Origin of the sequence: Pseudomonas sp. PB106 (assembly GCF_009764645.1) — a bacterium.
Classification (GTDB): domain Bacteria; phylum Pseudomonadota; class Gammaproteobacteria; order Pseudomonadales; family Pseudomonadaceae; genus Aquipseudomonas.
Map to the genome: position 1 here is coordinate 19,998 of NZ_RWIM01000143.1, position 22,473 is coordinate 42,470.

The 22,473-nt window shown below is 59.3% G+C and carries 25 protein-coding genes and 1 pseudogene; 15 read left to right on the top strand and 11 right to left on the bottom strand.

The window, feature by feature from the left end; all coding sequences use genetic code 11:
- Positions 1 to 107: 107 nt before the first annotated feature.
- The 3 genes from EJA71_RS19270 to EJA71_RS19280 form a co-directional block, all read right to left on the bottom strand.
- Positions 108 to 737, bottom strand: a complete 630-nt coding sequence (locus tag EJA71_RS19270) for a LysE family translocator (RefSeq protein ID WP_122594933.1) — start codon at positions 735 to 737, stop codon at positions 108 to 110.
- 88 nt (positions 738 to 825) lie between these two features.
- On the bottom strand, positions 826 to 2,175 hold the full coding sequence (locus EJA71_RS19275) for an NCS2 family permease (RefSeq protein WP_008080905.1): 1,350 nt from the start codon (positions 2,173 to 2,175) through the stop codon (positions 826 to 828).
- 313 nt (positions 2,176 to 2,488) lie between these two features.
- Entirely contained in the window at positions 2,489 to 2,920 is a 432-nt protein-coding gene (locus EJA71_RS19280) for a MarR family winged helix-turn-helix transcriptional regulator (RefSeq protein WP_158959215.1), read from the bottom strand.
- A gap of 82 nt (positions 2,921 to 3,002) precedes the next feature.
- Between EJA71_RS19280 and EJA71_RS19285 the strand changes: the two genes are divergently transcribed.
- Positions 3,003 to 4,169, top strand: a complete 1,167-nt coding sequence (locus EJA71_RS19285; protein WP_158959216.1) for a PLP-dependent aminotransferase family protein — start codon at positions 3,003 to 3,005, stop codon at positions 4,167 to 4,169.
- Positions 4,170 to 4,335: 166 nt separating this feature from the next.
- Here the strand turns inward: EJA71_RS19285 and EJA71_RS19290 are convergent, their stop codons facing one another.
- From EJA71_RS19290 to EJA71_RS19310, 5 genes are all read right to left on the bottom strand, one after another.
- Positions 4,336 to 4,707, bottom strand: coding sequence for a glutathione S-transferase N-terminal domain-containing protein (locus EJA71_RS19290; protein ID WP_158959217.1), 372 nt, complete (start codon positions 4,705 to 4,707; stop codon positions 4,336 to 4,338).
- A 104-nt stretch (positions 4,708 to 4,811) separates the two neighbouring features.
- On the bottom strand, positions 4,812 to 5,357 hold the full coding sequence (gene folE, locus EJA71_RS19295) for a GTP cyclohydrolase I FolE (protein ID WP_003442011.1): 546 nt from the start codon (positions 5,355 to 5,357) through the stop codon (positions 4,812 to 4,814).
- Between the two features lie 77 nt (positions 5,358 to 5,434).
- Positions 5,435 to 5,992, bottom strand: coding sequence for a Smr/MutS family protein (locus EJA71_RS19300; RefSeq protein ID WP_158959218.1), 558 nt, complete (start codon positions 5,990 to 5,992; stop codon positions 5,435 to 5,437).
- A gap of 74 nt (positions 5,993 to 6,066) precedes the next feature.
- Positions 6,067 to 6,387 (bottom strand): hypothetical protein, encoded by a 321-nt coding sequence (locus EJA71_RS19305; protein ID WP_007914024.1) that lies wholly within the window; start codon positions 6,385 to 6,387, stop codon positions 6,067 to 6,069.
- Positions 6,388 to 6,517: 130 nt separating this feature from the next.
- The gene (locus tag EJA71_RS19310; protein WP_122594927.1) at positions 6,518 to 7,108 is read right to left on the bottom strand and encodes a cysteine hydrolase family protein; all 591 of its coding nucleotides are present in this window, start codon (positions 7,106 to 7,108) and stop codon (positions 6,518 to 6,520) included.
- Positions 7,109 to 7,347: 239 nt separating this feature from the next.
- On the opposite strand from EJA71_RS19310, the gene prmB reads away from it, so the two are divergent.
- A complete protein-coding gene (prmB, locus tag EJA71_RS19315; RefSeq protein WP_158959219.1) occupies positions 7,348 to 8,256 on the top strand; it encodes a 50S ribosomal protein L3 N(5)-glutamine methyltransferase in 909 nt (302 codons plus the stop codon).
- A gap of 171 nt (positions 8,257 to 8,427) precedes the next feature.
- On the opposite strand, the gene EJA71_RS19320 is transcribed toward prmB, so the two are convergent.
- Positions 8,428 to 9,219, bottom strand: coding sequence for a hypothetical protein (locus EJA71_RS19320; RefSeq protein ID WP_158959220.1), 792 nt, complete (start codon positions 9,217 to 9,219; stop codon positions 8,428 to 8,430).
- Positions 9,220 to 9,321: 102 nt separating this feature from the next.
- A complete protein-coding gene (locus EJA71_RS19325) occupies positions 9,322 to 10,272 on the bottom strand; it encodes an alpha/beta hydrolase (protein ID WP_158959221.1) in 951 nt (316 codons plus the stop codon).
- 130 nt (positions 10,273 to 10,402) lie between these two features.
- Between EJA71_RS19325 and aroC the strand changes: the two genes are divergently transcribed.
- The 4 genes and pseudogenes from aroC to EJA71_RS19345 all read left to right on the top strand — a co-directional run bounded on the left by aroC (position 10,403) and on the right by EJA71_RS19345 (position 13,511).
- Complete coding sequence (aroC, locus tag EJA71_RS19330; RefSeq protein ID WP_158959222.1) at positions 10,403 to 11,494, top strand: chorismate synthase; 1,092 nt, start codon at positions 10,403 to 10,405, stop codon at positions 11,492 to 11,494.
- Between the two features lie 34 nt (positions 11,495 to 11,528).
- Positions 11,529 to 12,674, top strand: a complete 1,146-nt coding sequence (locus EJA71_RS19335) for an MFS transporter (RefSeq protein WP_158959223.1) — start codon at positions 11,529 to 11,531, stop codon at positions 12,672 to 12,674.
- A pseudogene (locus EJA71_RS19340) lies at positions 12,671 to 12,763 on the top strand (methylthioribulose-1-phosphate dehydratase); the annotation flags it as partial. The gene EJA71_RS19335 and the pseudogene EJA71_RS19340, both read left to right, overlap by 4 nt.
- 202 nt (positions 12,764 to 12,965) lie before the next feature.
- Complete coding sequence (locus tag EJA71_RS19345) at positions 12,966 to 13,511, top strand: acireductone dioxygenase (RefSeq protein WP_158959224.1); 546 nt, start codon at positions 12,966 to 12,968, stop codon at positions 13,509 to 13,511.
- A gap of 104 nt (positions 13,512 to 13,615) precedes the next feature.
- On the opposite strand, the gene EJA71_RS19350 is transcribed toward EJA71_RS19345, so the two are convergent.
- Entirely contained in the window at positions 13,616 to 13,894 is a 279-nt protein-coding gene (locus EJA71_RS19350) for a DUF3509 domain-containing protein (RefSeq protein WP_053118700.1), read from the bottom strand.
- A 390-nt stretch (positions 13,895 to 14,284) separates the two neighbouring features.
- Here EJA71_RS19350 and EJA71_RS19355 point away from each other — a divergent pair, with 390 nt between their 5' ends.
- From EJA71_RS19355 to EJA71_RS19395, 9 genes are all read left to right on the top strand, one after another.
- Positions 14,285 to 16,123 (top strand): long-chain-acyl-CoA synthetase, encoded by a 1,839-nt coding sequence (locus tag EJA71_RS19355; RefSeq protein WP_158959225.1) that lies wholly within the window; start codon positions 14,285 to 14,287, stop codon positions 16,121 to 16,123.
- Between the two features lie 97 nt (positions 16,124 to 16,220).
- Positions 16,221 to 16,739: an ankyrin repeat domain-containing protein gene (locus EJA71_RS19360; RefSeq protein WP_158959226.1), complete on the top strand. Its 519-nt coding sequence runs from the start codon at positions 16,221 to 16,223 to the stop codon at positions 16,737 to 16,739.
- 165 nt (positions 16,740 to 16,904) lie between these two features.
- Positions 16,905 to 17,435 carry a hypothetical protein gene (locus tag EJA71_RS19365; protein WP_158959227.1) on the top strand — a complete coding sequence of 177 codons (531 nt, stop codon included), beginning with the start codon at positions 16,905 to 16,907 and terminating at the stop codon, positions 17,433 to 17,435.
- Between the two features lie 71 nt (positions 17,436 to 17,506).
- Positions 17,507 to 17,698 (top strand): PLDc N-terminal domain-containing protein, encoded by a 192-nt coding sequence (locus tag EJA71_RS19370; protein WP_095139977.1) that lies wholly within the window; start codon positions 17,507 to 17,509, stop codon positions 17,696 to 17,698.
- 228 nt (positions 17,699 to 17,926) lie between these two features.
- The gene (locus EJA71_RS19375; protein WP_007914057.1) at positions 17,927 to 18,160 is read left to right on the top strand and encodes a hypothetical protein; all 234 of its coding nucleotides are present in this window, start codon (positions 17,927 to 17,929) and stop codon (positions 18,158 to 18,160) included.
- A 209-nt stretch (positions 18,161 to 18,369) separates the two neighbouring features.
- Positions 18,370 to 18,717: a ribonuclease E inhibitor RraB gene (locus tag EJA71_RS19380; RefSeq protein ID WP_007960698.1), complete on the top strand. Its 348-nt coding sequence runs from the start codon at positions 18,370 to 18,372 to the stop codon at positions 18,715 to 18,717.
- A 501-nt stretch (positions 18,718 to 19,218) separates the two neighbouring features.
- On the top strand, positions 19,219 to 20,628 hold the full coding sequence (locus EJA71_RS19385; RefSeq protein WP_158959228.1) for a circularly permuted type 2 ATP-grasp protein: 1,410 nt from the start codon (positions 19,219 to 19,221) through the stop codon (positions 20,626 to 20,628).
- A 12-nt stretch (positions 20,629 to 20,640) separates the two neighbouring features.
- Positions 20,641 to 21,591 carry an alpha-E domain-containing protein gene (locus tag EJA71_RS19390; protein ID WP_016982907.1) on the top strand — a complete coding sequence of 317 codons (951 nt, stop codon included), beginning with the start codon at positions 20,641 to 20,643 and terminating at the stop codon, positions 21,589 to 21,591.
- The gene (locus EJA71_RS19395) at positions 21,588 to 22,391 is read left to right on the top strand and encodes a transglutaminase family protein (RefSeq protein WP_158959229.1); all 804 of its coding nucleotides are present in this window, start codon (positions 21,588 to 21,590) and stop codon (positions 22,389 to 22,391) included. The genes EJA71_RS19390 and EJA71_RS19395 overlap by 4 nt, the downstream gene beginning before the upstream one ends.
- Positions 22,392 to 22,473: the final 82 nt, after the last annotated feature.

Consider the following 22,473-nt stretch of genomic DNA (forward strand, 5'->3'; position numbering starts at 1 on the left):
CGTGTCAGCGGCGGAGAGGCATACATATATATTGCGTGGTTACAGGGTGTTGCGAGGGACTTCGGGGGGGTGCCATCGCCAGGATCAGTGGCGATGGCAACGGCGTATCAGTGGCTGCTCAATAGCGAAACACCGCCAGCGGTGCCGAACAGTGCGGCGCTGATGCGGTTGAACCAGCTCTGGCCCTTGCCGCTGCGCAGATAACGCGCGGCACCATGGGCGCCGAGGCCATAGGTCAATTTGCACAGCAGGTCGAGCACGGTCCAGGTCGCAATCATGATCAGTAGCTGGGGCAGGAACGGCTGCTCGGCGCTGAGGAACTGCGGCAAAAACGCGGCGAAGAACAGAATGTCTTTCGGATTGCTCGCGCCCAATACGAACGCTCGGCCAAACAGGGCACGGAAGCGTGGTACCGCGGCCGCCTGAGGCACTTCGGCGCCGGTCGATGGCTGGCGCGATTGCTGCCAGCTCTGCCAGGCGAGGTAGAACAAGTACAGGGCGCCGACGATTTTCAACGCGCTGAACAATTGCTCCGAGGCCAGCAGCAAGGCACCCAACCCCAAGGCTGAGGCACTGAGCAGACAGATCGAGGCGGTCACGCCACCAAGAAATGCCGGGTAAGAGCGGCGCAAACCGTAATTCAGACTGTTGCTGATCATCAGCAACGACAGTGGCCCCGGAATCAGGATCACCACCAGTGCAGCACCGCTGAACAGCAGCCAGGTTTCCAGACTCATCACTTTCCTCCTTTTTGTTGTATTGAAAAATGCACAAAAGCCCCACCCGTGAGGGTGAGGCTGTTTTGAAGCCTGAACCGCGTAGCGCTTACAAGAAGATGAACTTGGCGATAAAGATCGCGCAGAGCACCCACAGGCTGACGGAAATTTCTTTGTACTTGCCAGTGCCGGCCTTCAGCGCCACGTAAGTGATGAAGCCCAGTGCGATGCCGTCGGCGACCGAAAAGGTCAGTGGCATCATGATGGCGGTGACGATGGCCGGGATCGCATCAGTGGCTTCGTCCCATTCGATGTGGGCCATGCCGCCCATCATCAGCATCGCAACGTAGATCAGCGCACCGGCGGTGGCGTAAGCCGGAATCATGCCGGCCAGCGGTGCGAAAAACATTGCCGCTATAAATAGCACACCTACGGTCACTGCGGTAAGACCAGTCCGACCACCAGCGGCCACGCCGGCAGCACTTTCTACATAGCTTGTGACGGGCGGAACACCGACCACAGCGCCGAAGACACTGGACGCGCTATCCGCTTTCATCGCGCGGGAGAGGTTTTCGATACGGCCGTCAGCGTTGACCAGATTGGCGCGTTGAGCGACACCCATCAGGGTGCCGGCGGTGTCGAACATGTGCACGAAGAGGAACGCCAGGACCACGCTGATCATGCTGACGTTGAACACGCCGGCAACGTTCATCGCCATGAAGGTCGGGGCCAGGCTCGGCGGCGTCGACATGATCCCTTCGTAATGCACGATGCCCAGGCCCCAACCGGCCAGGGTTACGGTGATGATGCTGATGAGGATCGCGCCGAACACGCGGTGGTAGCTGAGGATCGCAATCATCAGGAAGCAGATGGCGGCGAGCAGTGGACCGGGTTCACGCAGCGAGCCGAGTTTGATCAGCGTCGCCGGGCTGTCGACAACGATGCCGGCGGTTTTCAGACCGATCAGGCCGAGGAACAAGCCGACACCGGCGCCCATCGCAAAGCGCAGACTGACCGGAATACTGTTGAGCAGCCACTCACGAATGCGCGAGAAGGTCAGGATCATGAACAACACACCGGAAACAAACACCGCACCGAGCGCGGTTTCCCAGTTGTAGCCCATGGTGCCAACTACGGTGTAGGTGAAGAACGCGTTGAGGCCCATGCCCGGTGCCAGACCCACCGGCCAGTTGGCGTACAGGCCCATCAACAGGCAGCCCAGCGCGGCGGCGATACAAGTGGCGACGAAGGCTGCACCGTGATCAATCCCGGCATCGGCCATGATGTTCGGGTTGACGAAGATGATGTAAGCCATGGTGATGAAGGTTGTCAGACCGGCAATCAGCTCGGTCTTCACCGTGGTGCCATGCAAGCTGAGTTTAAACAAGCGCTCCAGCAGGCCAGTGCGTAATGGCGGCGAGAGATCCAGCGTCGATGCTTCGGATTTGCGGCTTTCCACAGCGAGTACTCCTCAAGAGTTTTATTGTTATTTCCAGGGCCGGACCCATGAGGGGTGGCAGCGGCCCTTTGAGGCACTTGCGAATTTGTTGACCATGCGGTCAGGAACTCGCACGCTGTGGATTATGCTTTTGTGTACAAATAAAGCAAATATTGTTTTTGATTTTGTTTACGAAAGTTCCGTCGATAGGGATATATCGCCCTTCAGGGCCCCATCGCTGGCAAGCCAGCTCCCACATTGATCTGTGGCGTACACAAACCATGTGGGAGCTGGCTTGCCAGCGATGAGGCCTGAACGGTCAATCGAGAGCTGCCTAGCTATTCCCCAACGCCAGATTCACCGCCAACCAGCCATTCACCGCCGCCTCTCCAGCCTCGGCAAACACCCGCTCGAGCAGTTTCACCTGCTCACGCCGCAGCGCCTGCTCAAACTTCGCGCCTTCTGCCGTCAATTCCAGCAGGCGCTTCCGCTTGTCAGCCTCCGATGCCACGCTGTCGACCAAGTGCATTTCCTGCAACTGCCGCAACGGCATGTTCAACGCCTGCTTGCTCACCCCGAGCAACCCCAGCAATTCCTTCACACTCAAATTCGGATACCGCGCGATGAAAAACACAATGCGTTGATGCACCCGCGAGAGGCCGCGGCGTTCGAGCATTTCGTCAGCCTTGGCGGTGAACGCCTGATAGCCGAAGAAAAACGCTTCCATCGCCTGTTGCTGACTGGATGGGTTTTTAAGGTCAAGCATGTTGACGTACTCGCTCAAGCTGTCGTAATTTCAGTCAACCAGTTTGACTCATTTTTCATACGCCTCGCTACCGGTGACCACCATGGCTTTTTCCGAACGTGTCTCGCGCCTTAAAAGTTCTCTGATCCGTGAAATCCTTGCTGCCGCCCAGCGGCCAGAGGTGATGTCGTTCGCCGGCGGCTTGCCCGCCGAAGCCATGCTGCCGAAAGTCGAGTGGGCAGATATGCCGCTGTCGCTCGGTCAATACGGCATGAGTGAAGGCGAACCGGCGTTGCGTGAAGCGTTGGCGGCACAGGCGAGGGCGCTTGGCCTGGACTGTCAGGCGAGTCAGGTGCTGGTGGTCAGCGGCTCCCAGCAAACCCTCGATCTGGCGGCCAAGCTGTACATCGACAAAGGCACGGAAATCCTGCTCGAAGCGCCGACCTATCTCGCCGCCCTGCAAATCTTCCAGCTGTTTGGCGCCGATTGCCTGACCGTAGCGCAGGAGTCCGATGGCCCGAACCTGGCGCAGTTGCGCAATCGTCTGGAACAGCATCGCCCGGCGTTCATCTACCTGATCCCGACGTTCCAGAACCCGTCAGCCGTGCGCTACAGCGAAGCCAAGCGTGCCGCCGTAGCCGCGTTGCTTGACGAGTTTGGCGTGACCCTGATCGAAGACGAGCCCTACCGCGAACTGACTTTCGATGGCGGCAGCGCCAAACCGATTGCCGGGCGCCTGAAGAAATCCAGCTGGATCTACACCGGCACGGTGTCGAAAACCCTGCTGCCGGGTTTGCGCGTCGGTTACTTGATAGCCAGCCCAGACCTGTTTCCGCATCTGCTCAAACTCAAGCAATCAGCGGATCTGCACACCAACCGCATCGGCCAGTGGCAGGCGCTGCAATGGATCGGTACGGAGAAATATCAGCAGCACTTGAGTGAGTTACGTGGATTTTATCGGCAGCGGCGCGATGCGTTTCAGGCCGCACTGGAAACTCACTTTGCTGATCTGGCGGATTGGAACATGCCACAGGGCGGGCTGTTTTTCTGGCTGACGTTGAAGCAGCCGCTGGATACGCGAACGTTGCTCAACGAGGCGTTGGCCAATGACGTGGCGTTTATGCCGGGCGAACCGTTCTTTCCAGAGCCGGATAACCATCACGGGCATTTGCGCCTGAATTTCAGCCACATCGACCCGGCGCGACTGGATGAAGGGTTGAAGCGATTGGCGGCGGTGATGCGGCAGGCGCAGATAGATAAAGCGGCCTGAAAACAAATAAACCGGCTCATGGGCCGGTTTATTTTTGTCTGGAATTTGCTGTGTCTGTGCGGGCCTCATCGCTGGCAAGCCAGCTCCCACAGGTTTTGTGAACGCCACAGATCACTGTGGGAGCTGGCTTGCCAGCGATGGGGCCATCAGCAACTCCGCCCAACCATCAGACTGCAGCAAAGCGCTTATCCAGATAATCAATAATCACCTTGGACTCATACATCCAGGTCGTCTGCCCATTCTCTTCAATGCGCAGGCAAGGCACCTTGATCCGGCCGCCCTGTTCCAGCAACGCCTGACGATCCTGCTCGTTGTTCTTCGCATCCTTCAGCGCCACCGGCACGTTCAAACGACGCAAGGTGCGGCGGGTTTTCACGCAGAACGGGCAGGCGTTGAACTGATACAACGTCAGATCCTTCGCTGCCGCATCCACTTGGGCCTGAGCAGCGGCGGGGCGTTTTTTCTTGCCCGGACGGGTGATGAAGTCGATGAAGATAACCAGTTGGCCGAGGCCGACACGAAGCGCTTTGACGAACACGTTGAAAGCCTCACGGTGCAGATTGAGAAAGGCGCGCAGCTTACCCGATTTTTCACGGACGAAAAAAAACCGGCGATGAATGCCGGTTTTCTTCGTGCTGCAAATTACTTGATCAGGCTGAGAAACTCGCTGCGGGTCGCGGCGTTTTCACGGAACTCGCCGAGCATCACCGAGGTGATCATCGACGAATTCTGCTTCTCGACACCGCGCATCATCATGCACATGTGCTTGGCCTCGATCACCACGGCAACGCCCAGCGCGCCGGTGACTTGCATCACTGCATCGGCGATCTGACGGCTGAGGTTTTCCTGAATTTGCAGGCGGCGGGCATACATGTCGACGATCCGCGCGACCTTCGACAGGCCCAGCACTTTGCCGCTCGGGATGTACGCAACGTGCGCCTTGCCGATGAACGGCAGCAGGTGGTGTTCGCACAACGAGTACAACTCGATGTCCTTGACCAGCACCATTTCGCTGTTGTCGGAGCTGAACAGGGCACCGTTGGTGACCTCTTCGAGCGTCTGTTCATAACCGCGGCAGAGGTACTGCATGGCTTTGGCGGCACGCTTTGGCGTGTCGAGCAGGCCCTCGCGGGAGACGTCCTCGCCCAGTTGGCCGAGAATCGCGGTGTAATTCTGTTCCAGGGACATGAAACTACCTGTGGGGATTTTCGCAAAGGGCAAGGGTACGGTGGCGGACACGACCCTGCAAGTTTGGTGTAACGCGATTATTCGTCGCGGCCTTCCATCATGGTGCGTTTGAGCATTACGTAAACCGCGCCGGCACCGCCGTGTTTGGCTTGGCACGAGCAGAAACCGAGTACCTGCGCATGCTGACGCAGCCAGGTGTTGACGTGGCTTTTGATCATCGGCCGTTTGCCGTCCAGACGCACGGCCTTGCCGTGGGTGACGCGCACGCAGCGGATTTCGAATTTGGTCGCCTCAGCGAGAAACGCCCAAAGGGTTTCGCGGGCCTTCTCGACACTCATGCCGTGCAGGTCGAGGCTGCCTTCGAACGGAATCTGACCGACCTTGAGCTTGCGCATCTGACTTTCCTGCACGCCGTCACGCGACCACATCAACTCGTCTTCCGGGCCGACGTCGATCACGAACTGATCGGACAGACCGTCAACGGTGGTGGCATTTGTGCGCACGGTGGCGGACTGGCGCAGCTTGGCGATCTGTGCGCGGTCAGCCTTGGGTTTGCCGGTGTCGGCGCGGTCGTGCTTGATCGGCTTGACGCCTTGGATCGCACTTTTGAACAGGGAAAAATCGTCGTCTTGCATGTCAGCCTCCGCGAAGGGCGGCCAGTTTACCCAAGTCGAAACAAAACGGCCCGGCAAAAAGCCAGGCCGGTGATTCAGTCGTGTTTTTTCATCAGGTGCGGGGACATGTTGAGTTCCCGCGATTGCCGTGCGCGACGGCGGCAGCGGCGCCACAGGGCAACACCGAAATACAGAAACAGCAAACCGACCGCCAGAATGATCGCCGAGCCCATCGGCGTGGCGTTCAAGTCACCGAGCGCTGGTGGGCGCCCGAGCAGGCTGGCCGCCCCGGCCATCGCCAGCAGCACACCGAACGTCGCCAGAATGGCGGCGATCGCTGCGCCAAATCGAAAACGCCAGTTGCTTTGGCCTTTGGGCCGCAAGCGGCGTGCGTCAAATCCATCGGATAACTTCATTCCGACCTTCCTCAATGGGTATCGGCCCTTCGACCGGGAGTTGACCGGGTTGTTCCTGAGGCTATGGCATTTGCGGCAAATGAAAGGATTTTGCGGATGAGCGGCGCGCTGAGCCGCTCATCAGAGCGGATCAGATCAGGTCTTGCGTCAAGGCGAGGGTGGCGAAGTTGTCGGCCATGATCGCCATTTCCGCTTCCTGCACGACTTCGGCGCTGAGCACGCGGCCCTTGAATGGCAAGTCGCGGGTGGCGCAGGCGTCTTCCACCAGAGTACAACGGAAACCGAGGTTCTTCGCCGCGCGCACCGTGGTGCTGACGCTGGAGTGGCTCATGAAACCGCAGACGATCAAATCCAGCGAGCCAAGGTTTTGGAGACGATCGAGCAACTCGGTGCCATGAAAGGCACTCGGCAGCAATTTGCCGATGATGGTTTCGTCACCCTGCGGCTCGAGCCCCGGGATGAATTCGCCGCGCTCGCCCTGCGGGTCGAACAGGCCACCGACGGTGCCGAGATGACGCACGTGCACGATCGGCCGACCGGCTGCACGGGCTGCGGCAACCACTTGTTTGATGTTCGCGACGGCCGCGTCCATGCCGCTCAGGGCCAGCGGGCCACTGAGATATTCTTTCTGGGCATCGATGATGACCACGGTGGCATGGCTCAGTGTGGCCGCTGCGTAACCGCGACCGCTGAGTTGAAACATCGTTTTTGGAACGGACATTCTGGGGCTCCTTGGGGTGGGGCTTTTGCGACATTGTCCTCTGGCTGAGCGGTTCTGTGAATCGCTACCATCGTAGGCACCGTCGTTACTGGCCTGCAGCCTTGTCAAGTTACACGTTCTGTTCAATGGCTGGGGCAAAAAACAGAAAACTCCTACCGTCGCCCGGATAATTTTCCTGCGTCGTCGTCGCGCGTTTTGGCTGGTAGAATCGCCAGTCGTTTTTTCAGGAGTTCTGCCCCGTGATCACTTCCCGACTTCGTACCCTGCGCGACCACATCCGTTGGGCCGTCAGCCGCTTCCATGGGGAGGATCTGTTTTTCGGCCATGGCACCGACAATGCCTGGGATGAAGCGCGGCAGCTCGTGCTGGGAGCGTTGCACCTGCCATGGGAAATCGCCGACAGCTATCTCGACTGCGCGCTGGAAGATGACGAACTGGTCAACCTGCAACGCCTGCTCAAGCGCCGTATCGAAGAACGCATTCCCACCGCTTACCTGTTGGGCGAGGCGTGGTTTTGCGGGATGTCGTTCATCGTCGATGATCGCGTGCTGATCCCGCGTTCGCCGATTGGTGAACTGATCGAAAACCACTTCGCGCCGTGGATCGGCACTGAGCCTGCACGCATCCTCGACCTCTGCACCGGTTCCGGTTGCATCGGTATTGCCTGCGCCTACGAGTTCGAGAACGCTGAAGTGGTGCTGGCCGACTTGTCGTTCGAAGCGCTGGAAGTGGCCAATCAGAACATCGAGCGCCATGGCGTCGATGAGCGTGTGTACACCGTGCAGGGCGACGGTTTCGATGGCTTACCGGGTCAGCGTTTCGACCTGATCGTGTCGAACCCGCCTTATGTGGATGCAGAAGATTTCGCTGACATGCCGGACGAATATCAGCACGAACCGGAGCTGGGTCTGGCCTGTGGCGATGATGGTTTGAACCTGGTGCGACGCATGCTCGCCGAAGCGGCGGATCATCTGACCGAGAAGGGCTTGCTGATCGTCGAGGTGGGCAACAGCCAGGTGCACGTTGAAGCGCTGTACCCGGAAGTCGATTTCGCCTGGCTCGACTTCGAGCGTGGCGGGCATGGCGTGTTCATGCTGACGGCGGAGCAGTGCCGCGATCATCAGGCCTTGTTCGCTTCCCGCGTCTAATCGGCCGATCGTTCCCACGCTCTGCGTGGGAACGCCTCAATGGACGCTCCGCGTCCGCTGTTGGGACGCGGAGCGTCCCGGGCTGCGTTCCCACGCGGAGCGTGGGGAACGATCAAACAGGGTGTACACCAATCCCAATGTAGGAGCTGCCGAAGGCTGCGATCTTTCGATCTACCGGTGCGTAGCAATCCAGATCAACAACCCCGCCTGAAACACCGCAAACGCCACCAGACAAGTAATGGTAAAGCGCAGCCCCGCGTCCTCACGCTTGAACTTGCTGACCTTGTCTTCCTGCTTCTTCAGCTTCACTTCCTGCTCAGCCAGATTCTGCTCAGCCTGCTGCAGCATCTGCGCCGCTTCGAGAATCTCGACGATTTGCAGCTTTTCGCTGTTCCAGTCGCCCAGCAAATCCCCGACCTGTACCGCTTTCACGCTGCCCTTCAAATGCTGCGCATCGGCGTACACCACATCAAACCCGTGCACGCGCAAAAAGTGATCACGACGCAGACGGGTGTCTTCGTTCAACGCGTCCTTGTTGTTCAAGTCCATGCCGTCGACGGTGTAGGTCGGCCAACGCTTTTTCGCCCAATTGATGCCTTGCGCGGCCATGTAGCGGCCGATGCCACGGTTCATCGGTTCGATCTGCAAGCCGCTGTCGGGGCCGAAGTGCACACGCTTGGTTGCGTGATCAACCCACACATCCAACTGATTCTGCTCTTTGCGTACGCGCTGGCCCGGCAGTTTGATCGCCATGCGCATCAGGCTTTTTTCTTTGCTGTTGCGCTCGGCGTAACCGAATTCAACGAAGCGCAATGGCCGCCCACCGGTGTTGCGGTCGGTTTGCAGCGGGGCCAGGCGGAGCATCTTGTGGTGCTCGACGTGGACATCCGCCCACGGCAGCTCGACCGCTGGCGGTGCGTCTTTTTCAGCGGTGGTGTCGGGTGAAGTCTGGGTATCAGTCATAACGGCGAGATCCTGTCCAAGCCCTGCTTGTCGCCAGCCATTGCGCTGGCGACAAAGGCTTATCGGCCGTTTCTTTCAGGACTAGAGGGTAAACGGCGCTTATCAGGTGCGAAGTCCGTCAATAAACTCGATGATTTTCGCGCCGAGCTCTGCGGCCAGTGGCAAATTCGGATCCTTATAGGAAGCCAATTGCCGCTTCATGTCGTTGTGCACGATGCGCATGACGTGGTTCATGCCTTCGATCACCACCAGTTCGGCGTCCGGCTTGGCGGCTTTGAGCAGCTTCGCGTCCTCGGTGCCGACCTGAATGTCGTTGCTGCCCTGAACAATCAGCGCTGGCATCTTCAGTTGCGCGAACGCCTTGGCCGGATCCTGACGGAACAGCGAAATCAGATACGGCTGCACGCTCGGGCGGAAAATCACCTGCAACGGCTGCGGCACGTTGTCATCGGTGTGGCCGGCCTTGAGGCTGTCGAGCAGTTCGTTGCTGCGCAGCATCAGCGGCGGCGGCAGGCTGCGCGCCAGTTGTTCACGCAAGACCTGATCGATTGGCCGGGCCGTGCCGGACAGGGAAATCACCGCCGCCGCATCGACCTGTGGCGCGGCTAGCGTGGCAATCATCGCGCCTTCGCTGTGGCCCAGCAGAATCAACTTGCCGAAACGCGGATCAGCCTTGAGCTTGCGTGCCCAGGCCTGCGCATCGGCGACATAGGCTTCGACCGACAGATTGCGCTCATCCGGCGTCGCCGCCAGGCTCGCGGCCACGCCGCGCTTGTCGTAGCGCACGCTGGCGATGTTGTGTTTGGCCAGCACCCATGCCAGCCGTTTCAAGCTGTCGTTGCGCCCACCGTCGGGGTTGTTTCCGTCACGATCCGTAGGACCCGAGCCAGAAATGATCAGGACAACCGGCACAGGACTGTCAGACTTTGGCAGCAACAGCGAGCCGAAAAGCTCACCGGTGCCGGTATCCAAAGTGATCGGACGTTGTAGGACCGTCGCTTGGGCAAAGCCCGTAAACAGGGTAAGACTCAAGATCAAAACTCGCAGCATCATCACGCCATCATTGGTCAAGGTGCCGGTTGGACTCGCCAGCACCACTAAGGTTCGAGGATGAACTACTCGGTTAGCCTGCGTATACTGGCGCGCATCACGAATTTGGGTTTGATTTCACGGAGCGTCCTGCATGTCCGGCAATACCTACGGCAAGTTGTTCACTGTCACCACCGCTGGCGAAAGCCATGGTCCGGCGTTGGTCGCCATTGTCGACGGCTGCCCGCCGGGCCTGGAGATCTCCCTCGAAGACCTGCAGCGCGACCTCGATCGCCGCAAGCCCGGCACCAGCCGCCACACCACTCAGCGTCAGGAAGCCGACGAAGTCGAAATCCTTTCCGGGGTGTTCGAAGGGCGCACCACCGGTTGCTCGATCGGCCTGCTGATTCGCAACACCGACCAGAAGTCCAAGGACTACTCGGCGATCAAGGATCTGTTTCGCCCGGCCCACGCCGACTACACCTATCACCATAAATACGGCGAGCGCGATTACCGTGGCGGTGGCCGTAGCTCGGCGCGCGAAACGGCGATGCGCGTTGCTGCCGGTGCGATTGCCAAGAAATACCTGGCCAGCCAAGGCATCGTCATCCGTGGCTACATGAGCCAGCTGGGCCCGATCGAAATCCCGTTCAAGACCTGGGATTCGGTGGAAGACAACGCCTTCTTCAGCCCGGATCCGGACAAAGTTCCGGAGCTGGAAGCCTACATGGACCAGTTGCGTCGCGACCAAGACTCGGTCGGCGCAAAAATCACCGTCGTAGCCGAGGGCGTGATGCCGGGCCTGGGCGAGCCGATTTTCGACCGTCTCGACGCCGAACTGGCCCACGCGCTGATGAGCATCAACGCGGTCAAAGGCGTGGAAATCGGCGCCGGTTTCGCCTGTGTTGCCCAACGCGGCACCGAGCACCGCGATGAACTGACCCCGGAAGGTTTCCTCAGCAACAATGCGGGCGGCATTCTCGGCGGTATCTCCTCCGGTCAGCCAATCGTTGCTCATCTGGCATTGAAACCGACGTCGAGCATCACCACGCCGGGCCGTTCGATCGACGTCCATGGCAACCCTGTGGACGTGATCACCAAGGGCCGTCACGATCCGTGCGTCGGCATTCGCGCCACACCGATTGCCGAAGCGATGATGGCCATCGTGCTGATGGATCACCTGCTGCGCCACCGTGGCCAGAACGCCGATGTGCGTGTGAACACGCCGGTGCTGGGTCAGCTTTGATGGCAGGCTCTAAAGCCGTCGCGGCATAACTGGCGTGGCGGCGCTCCCTTACTGGCGGCTGTCCAGTTTCTATCTGTTCTATTTCGCCTTGCTCGGGTCGACAGCGCCGTTTCTGGCGCTGTACTTCGATCACCTCGGCTTCAGTCCTGCGCGGATCGGCGAACTGGTCGCCATCCCGATGCTGATGCGCTGCGTGGCGCCGAACATCTGGGGCTGGCTTGGCGATTACACCGGTAGGCGCCTGGCCATCGTGCGCTTTGGCGCGGTGTGCACGTTGCTGACCTTTTCGCTGATCTTCGTTAGCAAGACCTACGCCTGGCTGGCGATGGTCATGGCGCTGCACGCGTTCTTCTGGCACGCCGTTCTGCCGCAGTTCGAAGTCATCACCTTGGCGCATTTGCAGGGGCAGACCTCGCGGTACAGCCAGATCCGCCTGTGGGGCTCAATCGGTTTCATCATCACTGTGGTCGCGCTCGGCAGATTGTTCGAATGGCTAAGCCTCGATATCTACCCGGCGGCGCTGGTGCTGATCATGGCCGGCATCGTCCTCAGCAGTCTGTGGGTGCCGAACGCGCAACCGCCGCAAGGCAATCGAACGAACGGCGAGGGTTTCCTCAAGCAACTGCGCAATCCCGGCGTGCTGGCGTTTTACGGTTGCGTGGCACTGATGCAAATGAGCCACGGCCCGTATTACACCTTCCTGACCCTGCACCTTGAACGACTCGGCTACACCCGCGGCACCATCGGCATGCTTTGGGCCGTGGGCGTGGTCGCCGAAGTGTTGATGTTCATGGCAATGAGCCGGATTCTGGCGCGGTTTTCCCTGCGCCGGGTGCTGCTGGCAAGTTTTCTGCTGGCGGCGCTGCGCTGGTTGCTGCTAGGTTCGTTCGCCGAGTTTCTCTGGGTGTTGTTGTTCGCGCAGATTCTGCACGCCGCCACTTTCGGCAGCTTTCATGCCGCTGCCATCGCGTTCGTGCAACGTAGCTTCGGCGCGCGCCAGCAAGGCCAGGGCCAGGCGTTATACGCCGCACTGGCCGGCACCGGCGGTGCGCTCGGCGCGTTGTATTCCGGTTACAGCTGGAATGCCCTCGGCGCGACATTGACCTTTAGTATTGCCAGTCTCGCGGCGGTCGCTGCTGCCGTTATCATTGCCACACGTATGCAAGAGGACACGCCATGAGCCTTACGCGTGAACAACTCGTCCAGCCAATCGTCGACGCCGGGCATTTTCTTTACGGTCGCGGCTGGTCGCCGGCCACCAGCAGTAACTAATCGACGCGCCTGTCGCCGAGCGAAGCGCTGCGGCAGATCGAGGCTTTTGAATTTCTGTTTGAATGCGAGTTGAAAAGCCGCAGCGTCATGAACCGTCAAGGCTGACTTCACCAGAACCAGCCCATTCGCCTGATCAAATGCTGTGCCTGACCGGTCTGCAAGAACCGGACGGCAAGGCCGATACCGAGGAATAGCCCCAATGAGCAGCTTGTCCGTCTATCACGTTTCCACCCCCGACATTCCGAACAAGGTGCTGACCCATTTCGAAGACATCGCCTCGACTCTGGCCGAGCAGGGCGTGCGTTTCGACCGCTGGCAGGCCGCAGCGAAGATCCAGCCGGGCGCGCCACAGGAAGAAGTGATCAGTGCCTATAAAGAGCAGATCGACAAACTGAAGACCGAGCGCGGTTACATCACCGTCGACGTCATCAGTGTGAACAGCGAACACCCGCAAAAAACCGAATTGCGCGCCAGGTTCCTCGAAGAACATCGCCATGGCGAAGACGAAGTACGGTTTTTCGTCGCCGGTCGTGGGCTATTTACCCTGCACATCGACGATTACGTCTACGCGGTACTGTGCGAGAAGAACGACCTTATCTCCGTACCGGCTGGCACCAAGCATTGGTTCGACATGGGTGAACACCCGCATTTCATTGCGATTCGTCTATTCAACAATTCGGAAGGCTGGGTTGCCAACTTCACCGGCGAAGACATCGCAGGTCGCTTCCCGCGTCTGGAGGACTGAGGCGGAGTGAGCAACCTTTCTCCCACAGGGATTGGCGTCAGGCACAAAAAAACAGGCCGTGAAGCGGAAGCTCCACGGCCTGTTTTGTTTAAAGCGGTTTAGCGTTACAGCGAATGATACGTCGGCAGGGCAAAACGTTGCTGGCTTTGCAGCATGCCGATCTGCGGCAATTCACTGGCTTGTTCAGCCAGGTCACGGCGGATTGCACTGATCGCCCACGACAGTTGGTCGCCAGCATGCAGTTGTTGATAAGTCAGTGCGCGTTTAAACACTTTGCCGTCGCTGCTGCGCAGAGTCAGCAGGATCCCGCCATCGGGACGTGGCGCAGTGGTGACGTCGAAGTTGGAGAACAGGGAGGTAAATTTTTCTTGGATCAGGCTCATGTCTTTCAGCTCCGTATGCACTTGAATGGCAAGCATGCAGAGGAGGTTGCAGCGATTGTGCCAGCATTTCGAAATAAAAATATCCTTATAAATCAATGAGTTGAAAGCTACGGAAATTTAAGGTGTCGTGCAATCTGCATGAATGGCCATCGTGCATCCTGCATTTTGAGGGATCGTGATCGATCCTGCGGAACCAATCGATCTGTTGAGGATCGCTGCGAGCGCCTTCAGGTCGGCGGATACAAAACATTGCAAAAACCGCGTGTACAGCCCGAGAAGCGCTGACGTATTTTCGATCTCGACCTGCGCTCGGATGTGTCGGTTGCTTCAAGCCAAAGCCCGAAAAATAAAAACATCGACCTGCACGCCAAGGTCGAACGGGGAGCTTCCATGCGTCACGCGCCAAGCGACACGATTACCTGGAGCATGATGCTCCGCAAACTGCCGATGATTGCCAAAGCCATCCCTCGGGTGGTCAGGGGCATGAAGGTGGCCAATGTCACGGATCCGACTCAAAGCTGTGGCCTTGGCTTTACATTCGAGCAAGCGACGCTGCGCAATCCCGACGGGCCGGCGTTATTGCACGGTGACGTGGCGCTGACCTATTCGCAGGTCAACCAATGGGCGAACCGCATCGCCCACTATCTGAACGGGCAGGGCATCGGCAAGGGCGATGTGGTCGCCGTGTTCATCGAAAACCGCCCGGAATTGCTGGTGACCATTCTGGCGCTGGCCAAGGTCGGTGCGGTCAGCGCGCTGCTCAATACCTCACAGACCCGCGACACATTGATCCACAGTGTGAATCTGGTGGCGCCGGTGGCGATTGTCGTTGGCGAAGAGCTGGTTCCGGCTTATGCGGCGATTCGCGACCAAGTGGCGATCACGGCACCGCGCACCTGGTTTGTCGCCGACCAGGATACCTACAGCTATCCGGGCATTGCGCCCGACGGCTACGTCAATCTGATCAGCGCCAGTGCCGACGCTGCCAGTGACAATCCGCCGAGCAGTCAGCAGGTGTTTTTCGACGATCCGTGTTTCTACATCTACACCTCGGGCACCACCGGTCTGCCTAAAGCCGGGGTATTCAAGCACGGCCGCTGGATGCGCAGTTCCGCCAGTTTCGGCATGATCGCCCTCAACATGGGCCCCGATGACATCGTCTACTGCACCTTGCCGCTGTACCACGCCACCGGACTGTGCGTGTGTTGGGGCTCGGCGGTTAACGGCGCTTCGGGCTTCGCGATCCGGCGCAAGTTCAGCGCCAGCCAGTTCTGGAACGACGTGCGCCGCTATCGCGCGACCACCATCGGCTACGTCGGCGAGTTGTGCCGGTATCTGGTCGATCAACCGTCCAGCGCCGACGACAACCGCCATGACGTGCGCAAAATGATTGGCAATGGCTTGCGCCCCGGTGCCTGGGCGCAGTTCAAGACGCGCTTTGCGGTGGATCACATCTGTGAGCTGTACGCGGCGAGCGACGGCAATATCGGCTTCACCAACATTCTCAACTTCGATAACACCATCGGCTTCTCGCTGATGGCCTGGGAACTGGTCGCTTACGATCACGCCAGTGGCGAACCGCTGCGCAGTGAAGACGGCTTCATGCGCAAGGTTTGCAAGGGCGAGCAGGGACTGTTGCTGGCGCGGATCGACGAGAAAGCGCCGCTGGATGGCTACACCGATCCGCAGAAAACCGCCAAGGTTGTCCTTCACGACGTGTTTAGCAAAGGCGACCGTTTCTTCAACACCGGTGATCTGTTGCGCAACATCGGTTTCGGTCATGCGCAATTTGTTGATCGCCTGGGCGATACCTACCGCTGGAAAGGCGAGAACGTCTCCACCACGGAAGTGGAAAACCTGCTGCTGCAACACCCGCTCATTTCCGAGGCCGTGGCGTACGGTGTAGAAGTGCGCAACACCAACGGGCGCGCCGGCATGGCGGCAATCACGCCGGCGGAATCGCTGGCCACCCTGGATTTTGCCGAGTTATTGAGTTTCGCTCGTCAGCGCATGCCGGCTTACGCGGTACCGCTGTTCTTGCGGGTCAAGGTGAAGATGGAAACCACCGGCACCTTCAAATATCAGAAAATCCGCCTGAAAAACGAAGGCTTCGACCCCGGCCAGACAGGGGGAGATCCGATCTTCGCTTGGCTGCCGGGCAGCGAAACCTACGTGCAGGTTACCGATGAAGTCCTGGCCGACATTCATCAAGGCAAATACCGCTATTGATTCAGGCTATGGCTCGGCTTGAGAAAAAGGGGGTGACAGCGTCCGTTGCGCTCGGGAAACTGTCGGCTTTCCGATTGACCGAAAGTGGAGTTGCCCCATGTCCGACCAAAGCCGCCAGATGACCCCTGAAGAAGCTGCCGAATTCGCCGAGCAGGTTTTCAACAAGGCTCGCGACGGTGATGCCGAGATGCTTGATCGCTTGGTCACGGCCGGTTTGCCGGTCAACCTGAAAAACAGCAAGGGCGACACGTTGCTGATGCTGGCCAGCTACTACGGCCACGTCGATGCGGTGAACGTGCTGCTTAAACACAAGGCTGACCCGGAAATGCGCAACGGCAACGGCCAGAGCCCCATTGCCGGCGCGGCGTTCAAGGGCGATCTGGCGGTGGTCAAGGCGCTGGTCGAGGCGGGCGCCGAGATCGAAGGTTCGTCGTTTGATGGCCGGACTGCGCTGATGATGGCGGCGATGTTTAACCGTGTTGAAATCGTTGATTACCTGATCAGCAAAGGCGCCAACGCGCAAGCCAAGGACGCCAATGGCGTGACCGCACTGGATGCGGCGCGGACCATGGGTGCGGTCGATACCACCGCTCAACTGGAAAAGCTGTTGGGTTGATTAAGATCAAAAGATCGCAGCCTGCGGCAGCTCCTACAGGTAAAGCGTTCGTCCGCGATATGGGCGGCAAACGCAATCATTGTAGGAGCTGCCGCAGGCTGCGATCTTTTGCTTTGTGCGCTATCCTCCGCGCCCTCAAAATTCAACTCCACAGGATCCGCCCTCATGAAAGCCGCACTCGTCGAACTCATCAGCAAAATCAGCTCGGGCTGCATGGGCGAGGACGAGATCCTGAAAGTGGCCGACGAAGCGGCGCAGGCCTACGCCGATGCCGGCGCCTTTCTGGCAGCCAACCCGGATATCAACTACGACGACACCTTCCCGATCCCACTGGGCGAGTGGGTGGTGGTCGGCAGCTTGCCGGAAACCGTGCTGTTCCAGGCCGACACCTACGTTGACCTGTTCGCCCAGATCGTGGCCTCGTTCGGTCCGACCGTCGACTTCAACCTCAAGCCCAAGCAATTGGCCAAGACCGAAGCGCTGACTGCGCTCAATCGCATCCAGGTGCAGATGAGCAGCCTGAACAAGGAAAACGGCGGCTACACGCTGATGAACTTCAGCCAGTTGCTCGACGACGAGCTGCAGATGGTGCTGGTTTACGGCAACGACGTTCCTCGCGTGCTGGAACTGTGCGCCGAAGTCGGCATCGCCGCCGCGCCGTCTCTGGAAGCCTTGAAGATCGCCGTTCACGTCTGAACGCAATAAAAGGGAACCCTGCGCGCGACCGTCTATCCTAAAAGTGCATGCCACTATTCTGGAGCGACACCATGGGTTCCACGTTCAACGGTCTGATCGGTCTGATCATCCTCGCCCTCGACATCTGGGCCATCATCAATGTGTTGAAAAGCGGCGCGACCACCGGGATGAAAATCGTCTGGGTGCTGCTGATCATCCTTCTGCCAGTGCTGGGCCTGATTATTTGGGCAATCGCCGGACCGCGAGGCAATGTGCGGGTCTGAACCCAGTCTTCAACGCCAACACAATGTGTGGGAGCTGGCTTGCCAGCGATAGGATCAGCGCGGTGGCTCTAACCAGCCGAGTAGACCCTATCGCTGGCAGCCAGCGCCCACGTGCAGAAGATGTCGTTTTTTTCATGTTCGCCCGCTGTAATCCTTTTGAACCAACTTTCGGCGTGCACAGTCGAGATAGTGGTAAGCCCATTTGCGGGTTTGATCGAGGAGGCACCGATGCAAAAGTGGAAAGTCACTTTCGTGGACGATCATGGTGAAATTGTCGATGAGGTGTTCGAGCGCGCGGAATGCCCCAGCGACGATGAGGCCGCTCGATTGATCAAGGCACGGCTTCTGCCCGTCGCCGCCGAACTGGACCTGAACGATCTGGAAGGGCGCACCGCCGATGCCGGGGTGAAAAGCCTGAAAACCCAGAACAGCATCGAAATCCGCAGCATCACTCCAATCTGACATTCTTCTTGTCACCTTCCGCACCAGGCCTTGGCAGCAGCTCTATCTTGGGGCTACTCTGCAAGTGAGATCAGCGAATGGATCGCTAAGGTCTGGTCTTGTCAGCTACATGCTTGTTCCCGCGTGCAACCACGTTGCCGTAGTACTTAGGCCTGAGGCCCGGGGCGGGAATACGGAAAGTCTATCCATCTATGCGAGGGGGACGATTCATGAGCACAGCCTATCAAGAAGACATCAGCAGCAATGTTCTGCGCCGCATGAAAGAAGGCGGTTTCGATTTTTCCCGATTCCATCCCATCGAGTTCTACGCCATTTTCCCGGACGAGGAGCGGGCGCGCAGGGCGGCAGGCAAATTTCGCGGTGAATCCATCAATGCCCAGGTCAGTGCGCGCGACGACGGCGCCTGGTCGCTGGAATTGAGCAAAGTGATGTACGCGACCTATGACGATATTGGCGACTTCGAGCAGGGCTTTTCCGCCGTGGTCGAACCGCTGGGCGGCATCATCGAAGGCTGGGGCGTCAAGCAGGAGGTGCGTAACCGCCACCGTTTGAACTGATCTCCGGTTTTTTCAGAGTCTAAAGATCGCAGCCTTCGGCAGCTCCTACAGGTGATCGGTGTAGGAGCTGCCGGAGGCTGCGATCTTTTGCTTTTGCTTTCAAAACATTTCAAACAGGCAAAAAAAAGCCACCGGAGAGGGTGGCTAAAAGGGAAGACTGATAAGGACAGGAAACCAGTCAAGGTTACGGCTGGGCGGGCTGCGCAGGCAGTCCAGGTCAGTTGAGCTGAACGCTTGCCGGCGCTGTGGCCGAGCAAATGTTGCAGCGAATGCGCGGATTATCCGCAGCTGTCGACGGGCAGTGAAATCAACTCTGACTATGCTGGTGATAGGCGATGCAGTGCGTCGCAATGAAGCGGGGGCAATCGGCTTGGGGCATTTGCCGCACAGGAATGGTGCGGTGTCTGCGGCGTCAATATCCAACCGATTGAAATCAAAGCGTTTATGCCGATGGCACGGGCCTTGCGAAGGCCTGTATGTCCGGGTGACAAGGAGTACGGCATGATCCGCACCTATTTTGATGAGATGTACGATGCCGGCGGCCAGGTTCGCCCGCATTATCGGGAGTTTGCCCGTTGGCTGGCCGAGACGCCTGACGAACTTCTCGCCCAACGGCGCCGCGAGGCCGATCTGCTGTTTCACCGAGCCGGGATCACGTTCACGCTGTACGGCGATGAGCAGGGCACCGAGCGGCTGATTCCTTTCGACACCATTCCGCGCAGCATTCCCGCCAGTGAATGGCGGATCGTCGAGCGCGGCTGCATCCAGCGGGTCAAGGCGTTGAACATGTTTCTCGCCGACCTTTATCACGAGCAGCGCATCATCAAGGCCGGGATCATTCCCGCCGAACAGGTGCTGGCCAACGAGCAATACCAGTTGGCGATGCAAGGCCTGGATTTGCACCGTGATATCTATTCGCACATCTCCGGCGTCGATCTGGTGCGCGACGGCGACGGCACCTATTACGTGCTCGAAGACAACCTGCGTACGCCGAGCGGCGTCAGTTACATGCTCGAAGACCGCAAGATGATGATGCGTCTGTTCCCGGAGCTGTTCGCCGCGCAGCGCATCGCACCGATCGACCACTATCCGAACCTGCTGCTCGACACCCTGAAAAGCTCTAGCCCGATCGACGACCCGAGCGTGGTGGTGCTGACGCCGGGGCGCTTCAACAGCGCGTTCTTCGAACATGCGTTCCTGGCCCGGGAGATGGGCGTGGAGCTGGTCGAGGGTGCGGATCTGTTCGTACGTGACGACAAAGTCTTCATGCGCACCACCGACGGCCCGAAAGCGGTGGACGTGATCTACCGTCGTCTCGACGACGCGTTCCTAGATCCTCTGGCGTTTAATCCGGACTCGATGCTCGGCGTGCCGGGGCTGTTGTCATCCTATCGTTCGGGCAACGTGGTGCTGGCCAACGCCATCGGCACCGGCGTGGCGGACGACAAATCGGTGTACCCGTTTGTCACCGACATGATCAGGTTTTACCTCGACGAAGAGCCGATTCTGAAAAACGTGCCGACCTGGCAGTGCCGCAACCCGTCTGAACTTTCCCATGTGCTGGCCAATCTTCCAGATCTGGTGGTCAAGGAAACCCAAGGCTCCGGTGGTTACGGAATGCTGGTCGGACCGGCGTCGACGAAGGCGGAAATCGACGCCTTCCGCGAGCGCATCAAAGCCAAGCCCCACGCGTACATCGCGCAGCCGACATTGTCGCTGTCAACCTGTCCGACCTTTGTCGAAAGCGGCATCGCGCCGCGCCATATCGACTTGCGCCCGTTTGTCTTGTCCGGTCGCGAAACCCGGGTGGTGCCTGGCGGTTTGACCCGTGTTGCGCTGCGCGAAGGCTCTCTGGTGGTGAATTCCTCCCAGGGCGGCGGAACCAAGGACACCTGGGTGGTCGAGGATTGAAGGAAGCTTGCCATGTTAAGTAGAACTGCCTCGGATCTGTATTGGATGTCGCGTTACCTGGAGCGTGCCGAAAACCTCGCACGGATGCTCGACATCAGTTATTCGCTGTCGCTGATGCCGCAGGACGGTCGCGGCGACGGTCTGCACGAGTTGGCCATGCCGCTGCTGATCACCGGCACCCTCGACGATTATCTGGAGCGTCACGGCGCGTTGCATGCCGAACGCTTGCTGCATTTCTTCGCCCTCGATGCAGCCAACCCGGCAAGCATCTACAGCTGCCTCGGCGCCGCGCGGGCCAGTGCCCATGCCGTACGCGGACGTATCACCGCAGACATGTGGGAGAACATCAACTCGACGTGGCTGGAGATTCGCGGGATTGCCGAGCAGGGCCTCAGTCGCTACGGCATGAGCCGATTCTGCGAGTGGATCAAGGAGCGTTCGCACCTGTTTCGTGGCGCGTCCTACGGCACGATCATGCGCAACGATGCGTTTCGGTTCATTCGCCTCGGCACCTTTATCGAACGGGCGGACAACACGTTGCGGCTACTCGATGCCCGCTACGAAATGGCCGGCGATCAGGCCGAAGCGGTCAGCGATGGCACGGCCCACGCCTATTACCAGTGGAGTGCACTGCTGCGAGCGCTGTCGTCGTTCGAGGCCTACACCGAAATCTACCGCGATGCGCCGGGCGCCCGACATGTTGCCGAGTTGCTGTTGTTGCGCGCCGATGTGCCGCGTTCGTTGCGGGCCTGTACCGAAGAGATCGACCAGATCCTCGCGCAACTGCCTGGGGCCAACGGCCGACCGGCGCAGCGACTGGCCGCAGAAATGGACGCGCGCCTGCGCTACACCGGCATCAACGAAATTCTCGAAGAAGGCCTGCATGCCTGGCTGACTGAATTCATCCCGCTGGTGCGCCAGTTGGGCAACGCCATTCACAGTTCCTACCTGGAGGCTGCATGAGACTTTCCATAAGCCACGAGACCACCTATCACTACGAAGATAAGGTGCGGGCGAGCATCCAGTATTTGCGGCTGACACCCCACGACAGCGAGCGTCAGCATGTGCTGAGCTGGCAGCTCGACCTGCCGCGCCCGGTGCGTGCGCAACTCGATCCGTTCGGCAATATCCTGCATGTGCTGACCATGGATGAGCCCCACGAAGCGATCATCATTGGCGCGCGCGGGCAGGTCGATATCGACGAATTGCGCGAGGCCGAGCATGAGAGCCAGTCGGCGCTGCCGTTCCTGCGCTTTACCCGCTTGACCGACGCCGATGAGGCACTGCGAGCGTTTGCCGAGAAATCCTGCAAGCAGCGACGTGACCGCACGGCGTTGATTGATCTGATGCACGGCTTGAATCAGCACATGACCTACACGCCGGGCTCGACCGAAGTCGACACCAGCGCCGCCGAAGCTTTCGCCGGGCGTGCCGGGGTTTGTCAGGATCACGCCCACGCGTTTCTGGCCTGCGCACGCAGTCTCGGGATTCCGTCTCGGTACGTATCGGGATATTTGTACAGCGAGGATTGCGAACACCTGGCCAGCCATGCCTGGGCTGAAGCATGGCTGGACGACGCTTGGTATAGCTTTGACGTGACCAACGAACTGGCGCGGCCGGAACGGCACCTGAAGCTGGCGGTGGGTCTGGATTATCTGGATGCCTGCCCGGTGCGCGGCATGCGCCGGGGCGGCGGGTGTGAGCAGATGCACGCGAAGGTATTCGTCTCGCCGACGCCGGTGATCTCCGTTCAGCAACAATAGAGTCGGTATACCGCTATCGCTGGCAAGCCAGCTCCCACAGGATGACCGCTGATTCGAACTCTGCGCATACCCTGTGGGAGCT

What these genes read in the sequence shown, in the direction of transcription:
- EJA71_RS19345 (WP_158959224.1), top strand. Translation starts at nt 12,966, where the DNA reads ATGAGCAGCTTGTCCGTCTATCACGTTTCCACCCCCGACATTCCGAAC.
- aroC (WP_158959222.1), top strand. Translation starts at nt 10,403, where the DNA reads ATGTCCGGCAATACCTACGGCAAGTTGTTCACTGTCACCACCGCTGGC.
- EJA71_RS19300 (WP_158959218.1), bottom strand. Translation starts at nt 5,992, where the DNA reads ATGCAAGACGACGATTTTTCCCTGTTCAAAAGTGCGATCCAAGGCGTC.
- EJA71_RS19380 (WP_007960698.1), top strand. Translation starts at nt 18,370, where the DNA reads ATGAGCACAGCCTATCAAGAAGACATCAGCAGCAATGTTCTGCGCCGC.
- EJA71_RS19370 (WP_095139977.1), top strand. Translation starts at nt 17,507, where the DNA reads ATGGGTTCCACGTTCAACGGTCTGATCGGTCTGATCATCCTCGCCCTC.
- EJA71_RS19365 (WP_158959227.1), top strand. Translation starts at nt 16,905, where the DNA reads ATGAAAGCCGCACTCGTCGAACTCATCAGCAAAATCAGCTCGGGCTGC.
- EJA71_RS19305 (WP_007914024.1), bottom strand. Translation starts at nt 6,387, where the DNA reads ATGAAGTTATCCGATGGATTTGACGCACGCCGCTTGCGGCCCAAAGGC.
- EJA71_RS19320 (WP_158959220.1), bottom strand. Translation starts at nt 9,219, where the DNA reads ATGACTGATACCCAGACTTCACCCGACACCACCGCTGAAAAAGACGCA.
- EJA71_RS19350 (WP_053118700.1), bottom strand. Translation starts at nt 13,894, where the DNA reads ATGAGCCTGATCCAAGAAAAATTTACCTCCCTGTTCTCCAACTTCGAC.
- EJA71_RS19395 (WP_158959229.1), top strand. Translation starts at nt 21,588, where the DNA reads ATGAGACTTTCCATAAGCCACGAGACCACCTATCACTACGAAGATAAG.
- EJA71_RS19310 (WP_122594927.1), bottom strand. Translation starts at nt 7,108, where the DNA reads ATGTCCGTTCCAAAAACGATGTTTCAACTCAGCGGTCGCGGTTACGCA.
- EJA71_RS19360 (WP_158959226.1), top strand. Translation starts at nt 16,221, where the DNA reads ATGTCCGACCAAAGCCGCCAGATGACCCCTGAAGAAGCTGCCGAATTC.
- EJA71_RS19270 (WP_122594933.1), bottom strand. Translation starts at nt 737, where the DNA reads ATGAGTCTGGAAACCTGGCTGCTGTTCAGCGGTGCTGCACTGGTGGTG.
- EJA71_RS19325 (WP_158959221.1), bottom strand. Translation starts at nt 10,272, where the DNA reads ATGATGCTGCGAGTTTTGATCTTGAGTCTTACCCTGTTTACGGGCTTT.
- EJA71_RS19280 (WP_158959215.1), bottom strand. Translation starts at nt 2,920, where the DNA reads ATGCTTGACCTTAAAAACCCATCCAGTCAGCAACAGGCGATGGAAGCG.
- EJA71_RS19355 (WP_158959225.1), top strand. Translation starts at nt 14,285, where the DNA reads ATGCGTCACGCGCCAAGCGACACGATTACCTGGAGCATGATGCTCCGC.
- EJA71_RS19285 (WP_158959216.1), top strand. Translation starts at nt 3,003, where the DNA reads ATGGCTTTTTCCGAACGTGTCTCGCGCCTTAAAAGTTCTCTGATCCGT.
- folE (WP_003442011.1), bottom strand. Translation starts at nt 5,357, where the DNA reads ATGTCCCTGGAACAGAATTACACCGCGATTCTCGGCCAACTGGGCGAG.
- EJA71_RS19390 (WP_016982907.1), top strand. Translation starts at nt 20,641, where the DNA reads ATGTTAAGTAGAACTGCCTCGGATCTGTATTGGATGTCGCGTTACCTG.
- EJA71_RS19375 (WP_007914057.1), top strand. Translation starts at nt 17,927, where the DNA reads ATGCAAAAGTGGAAAGTCACTTTCGTGGACGATCATGGTGAAATTGTC.
- EJA71_RS19385 (WP_158959228.1), top strand. Translation starts at nt 19,219, where the DNA reads ATGATCCGCACCTATTTTGATGAGATGTACGATGCCGGCGGCCAGGTT.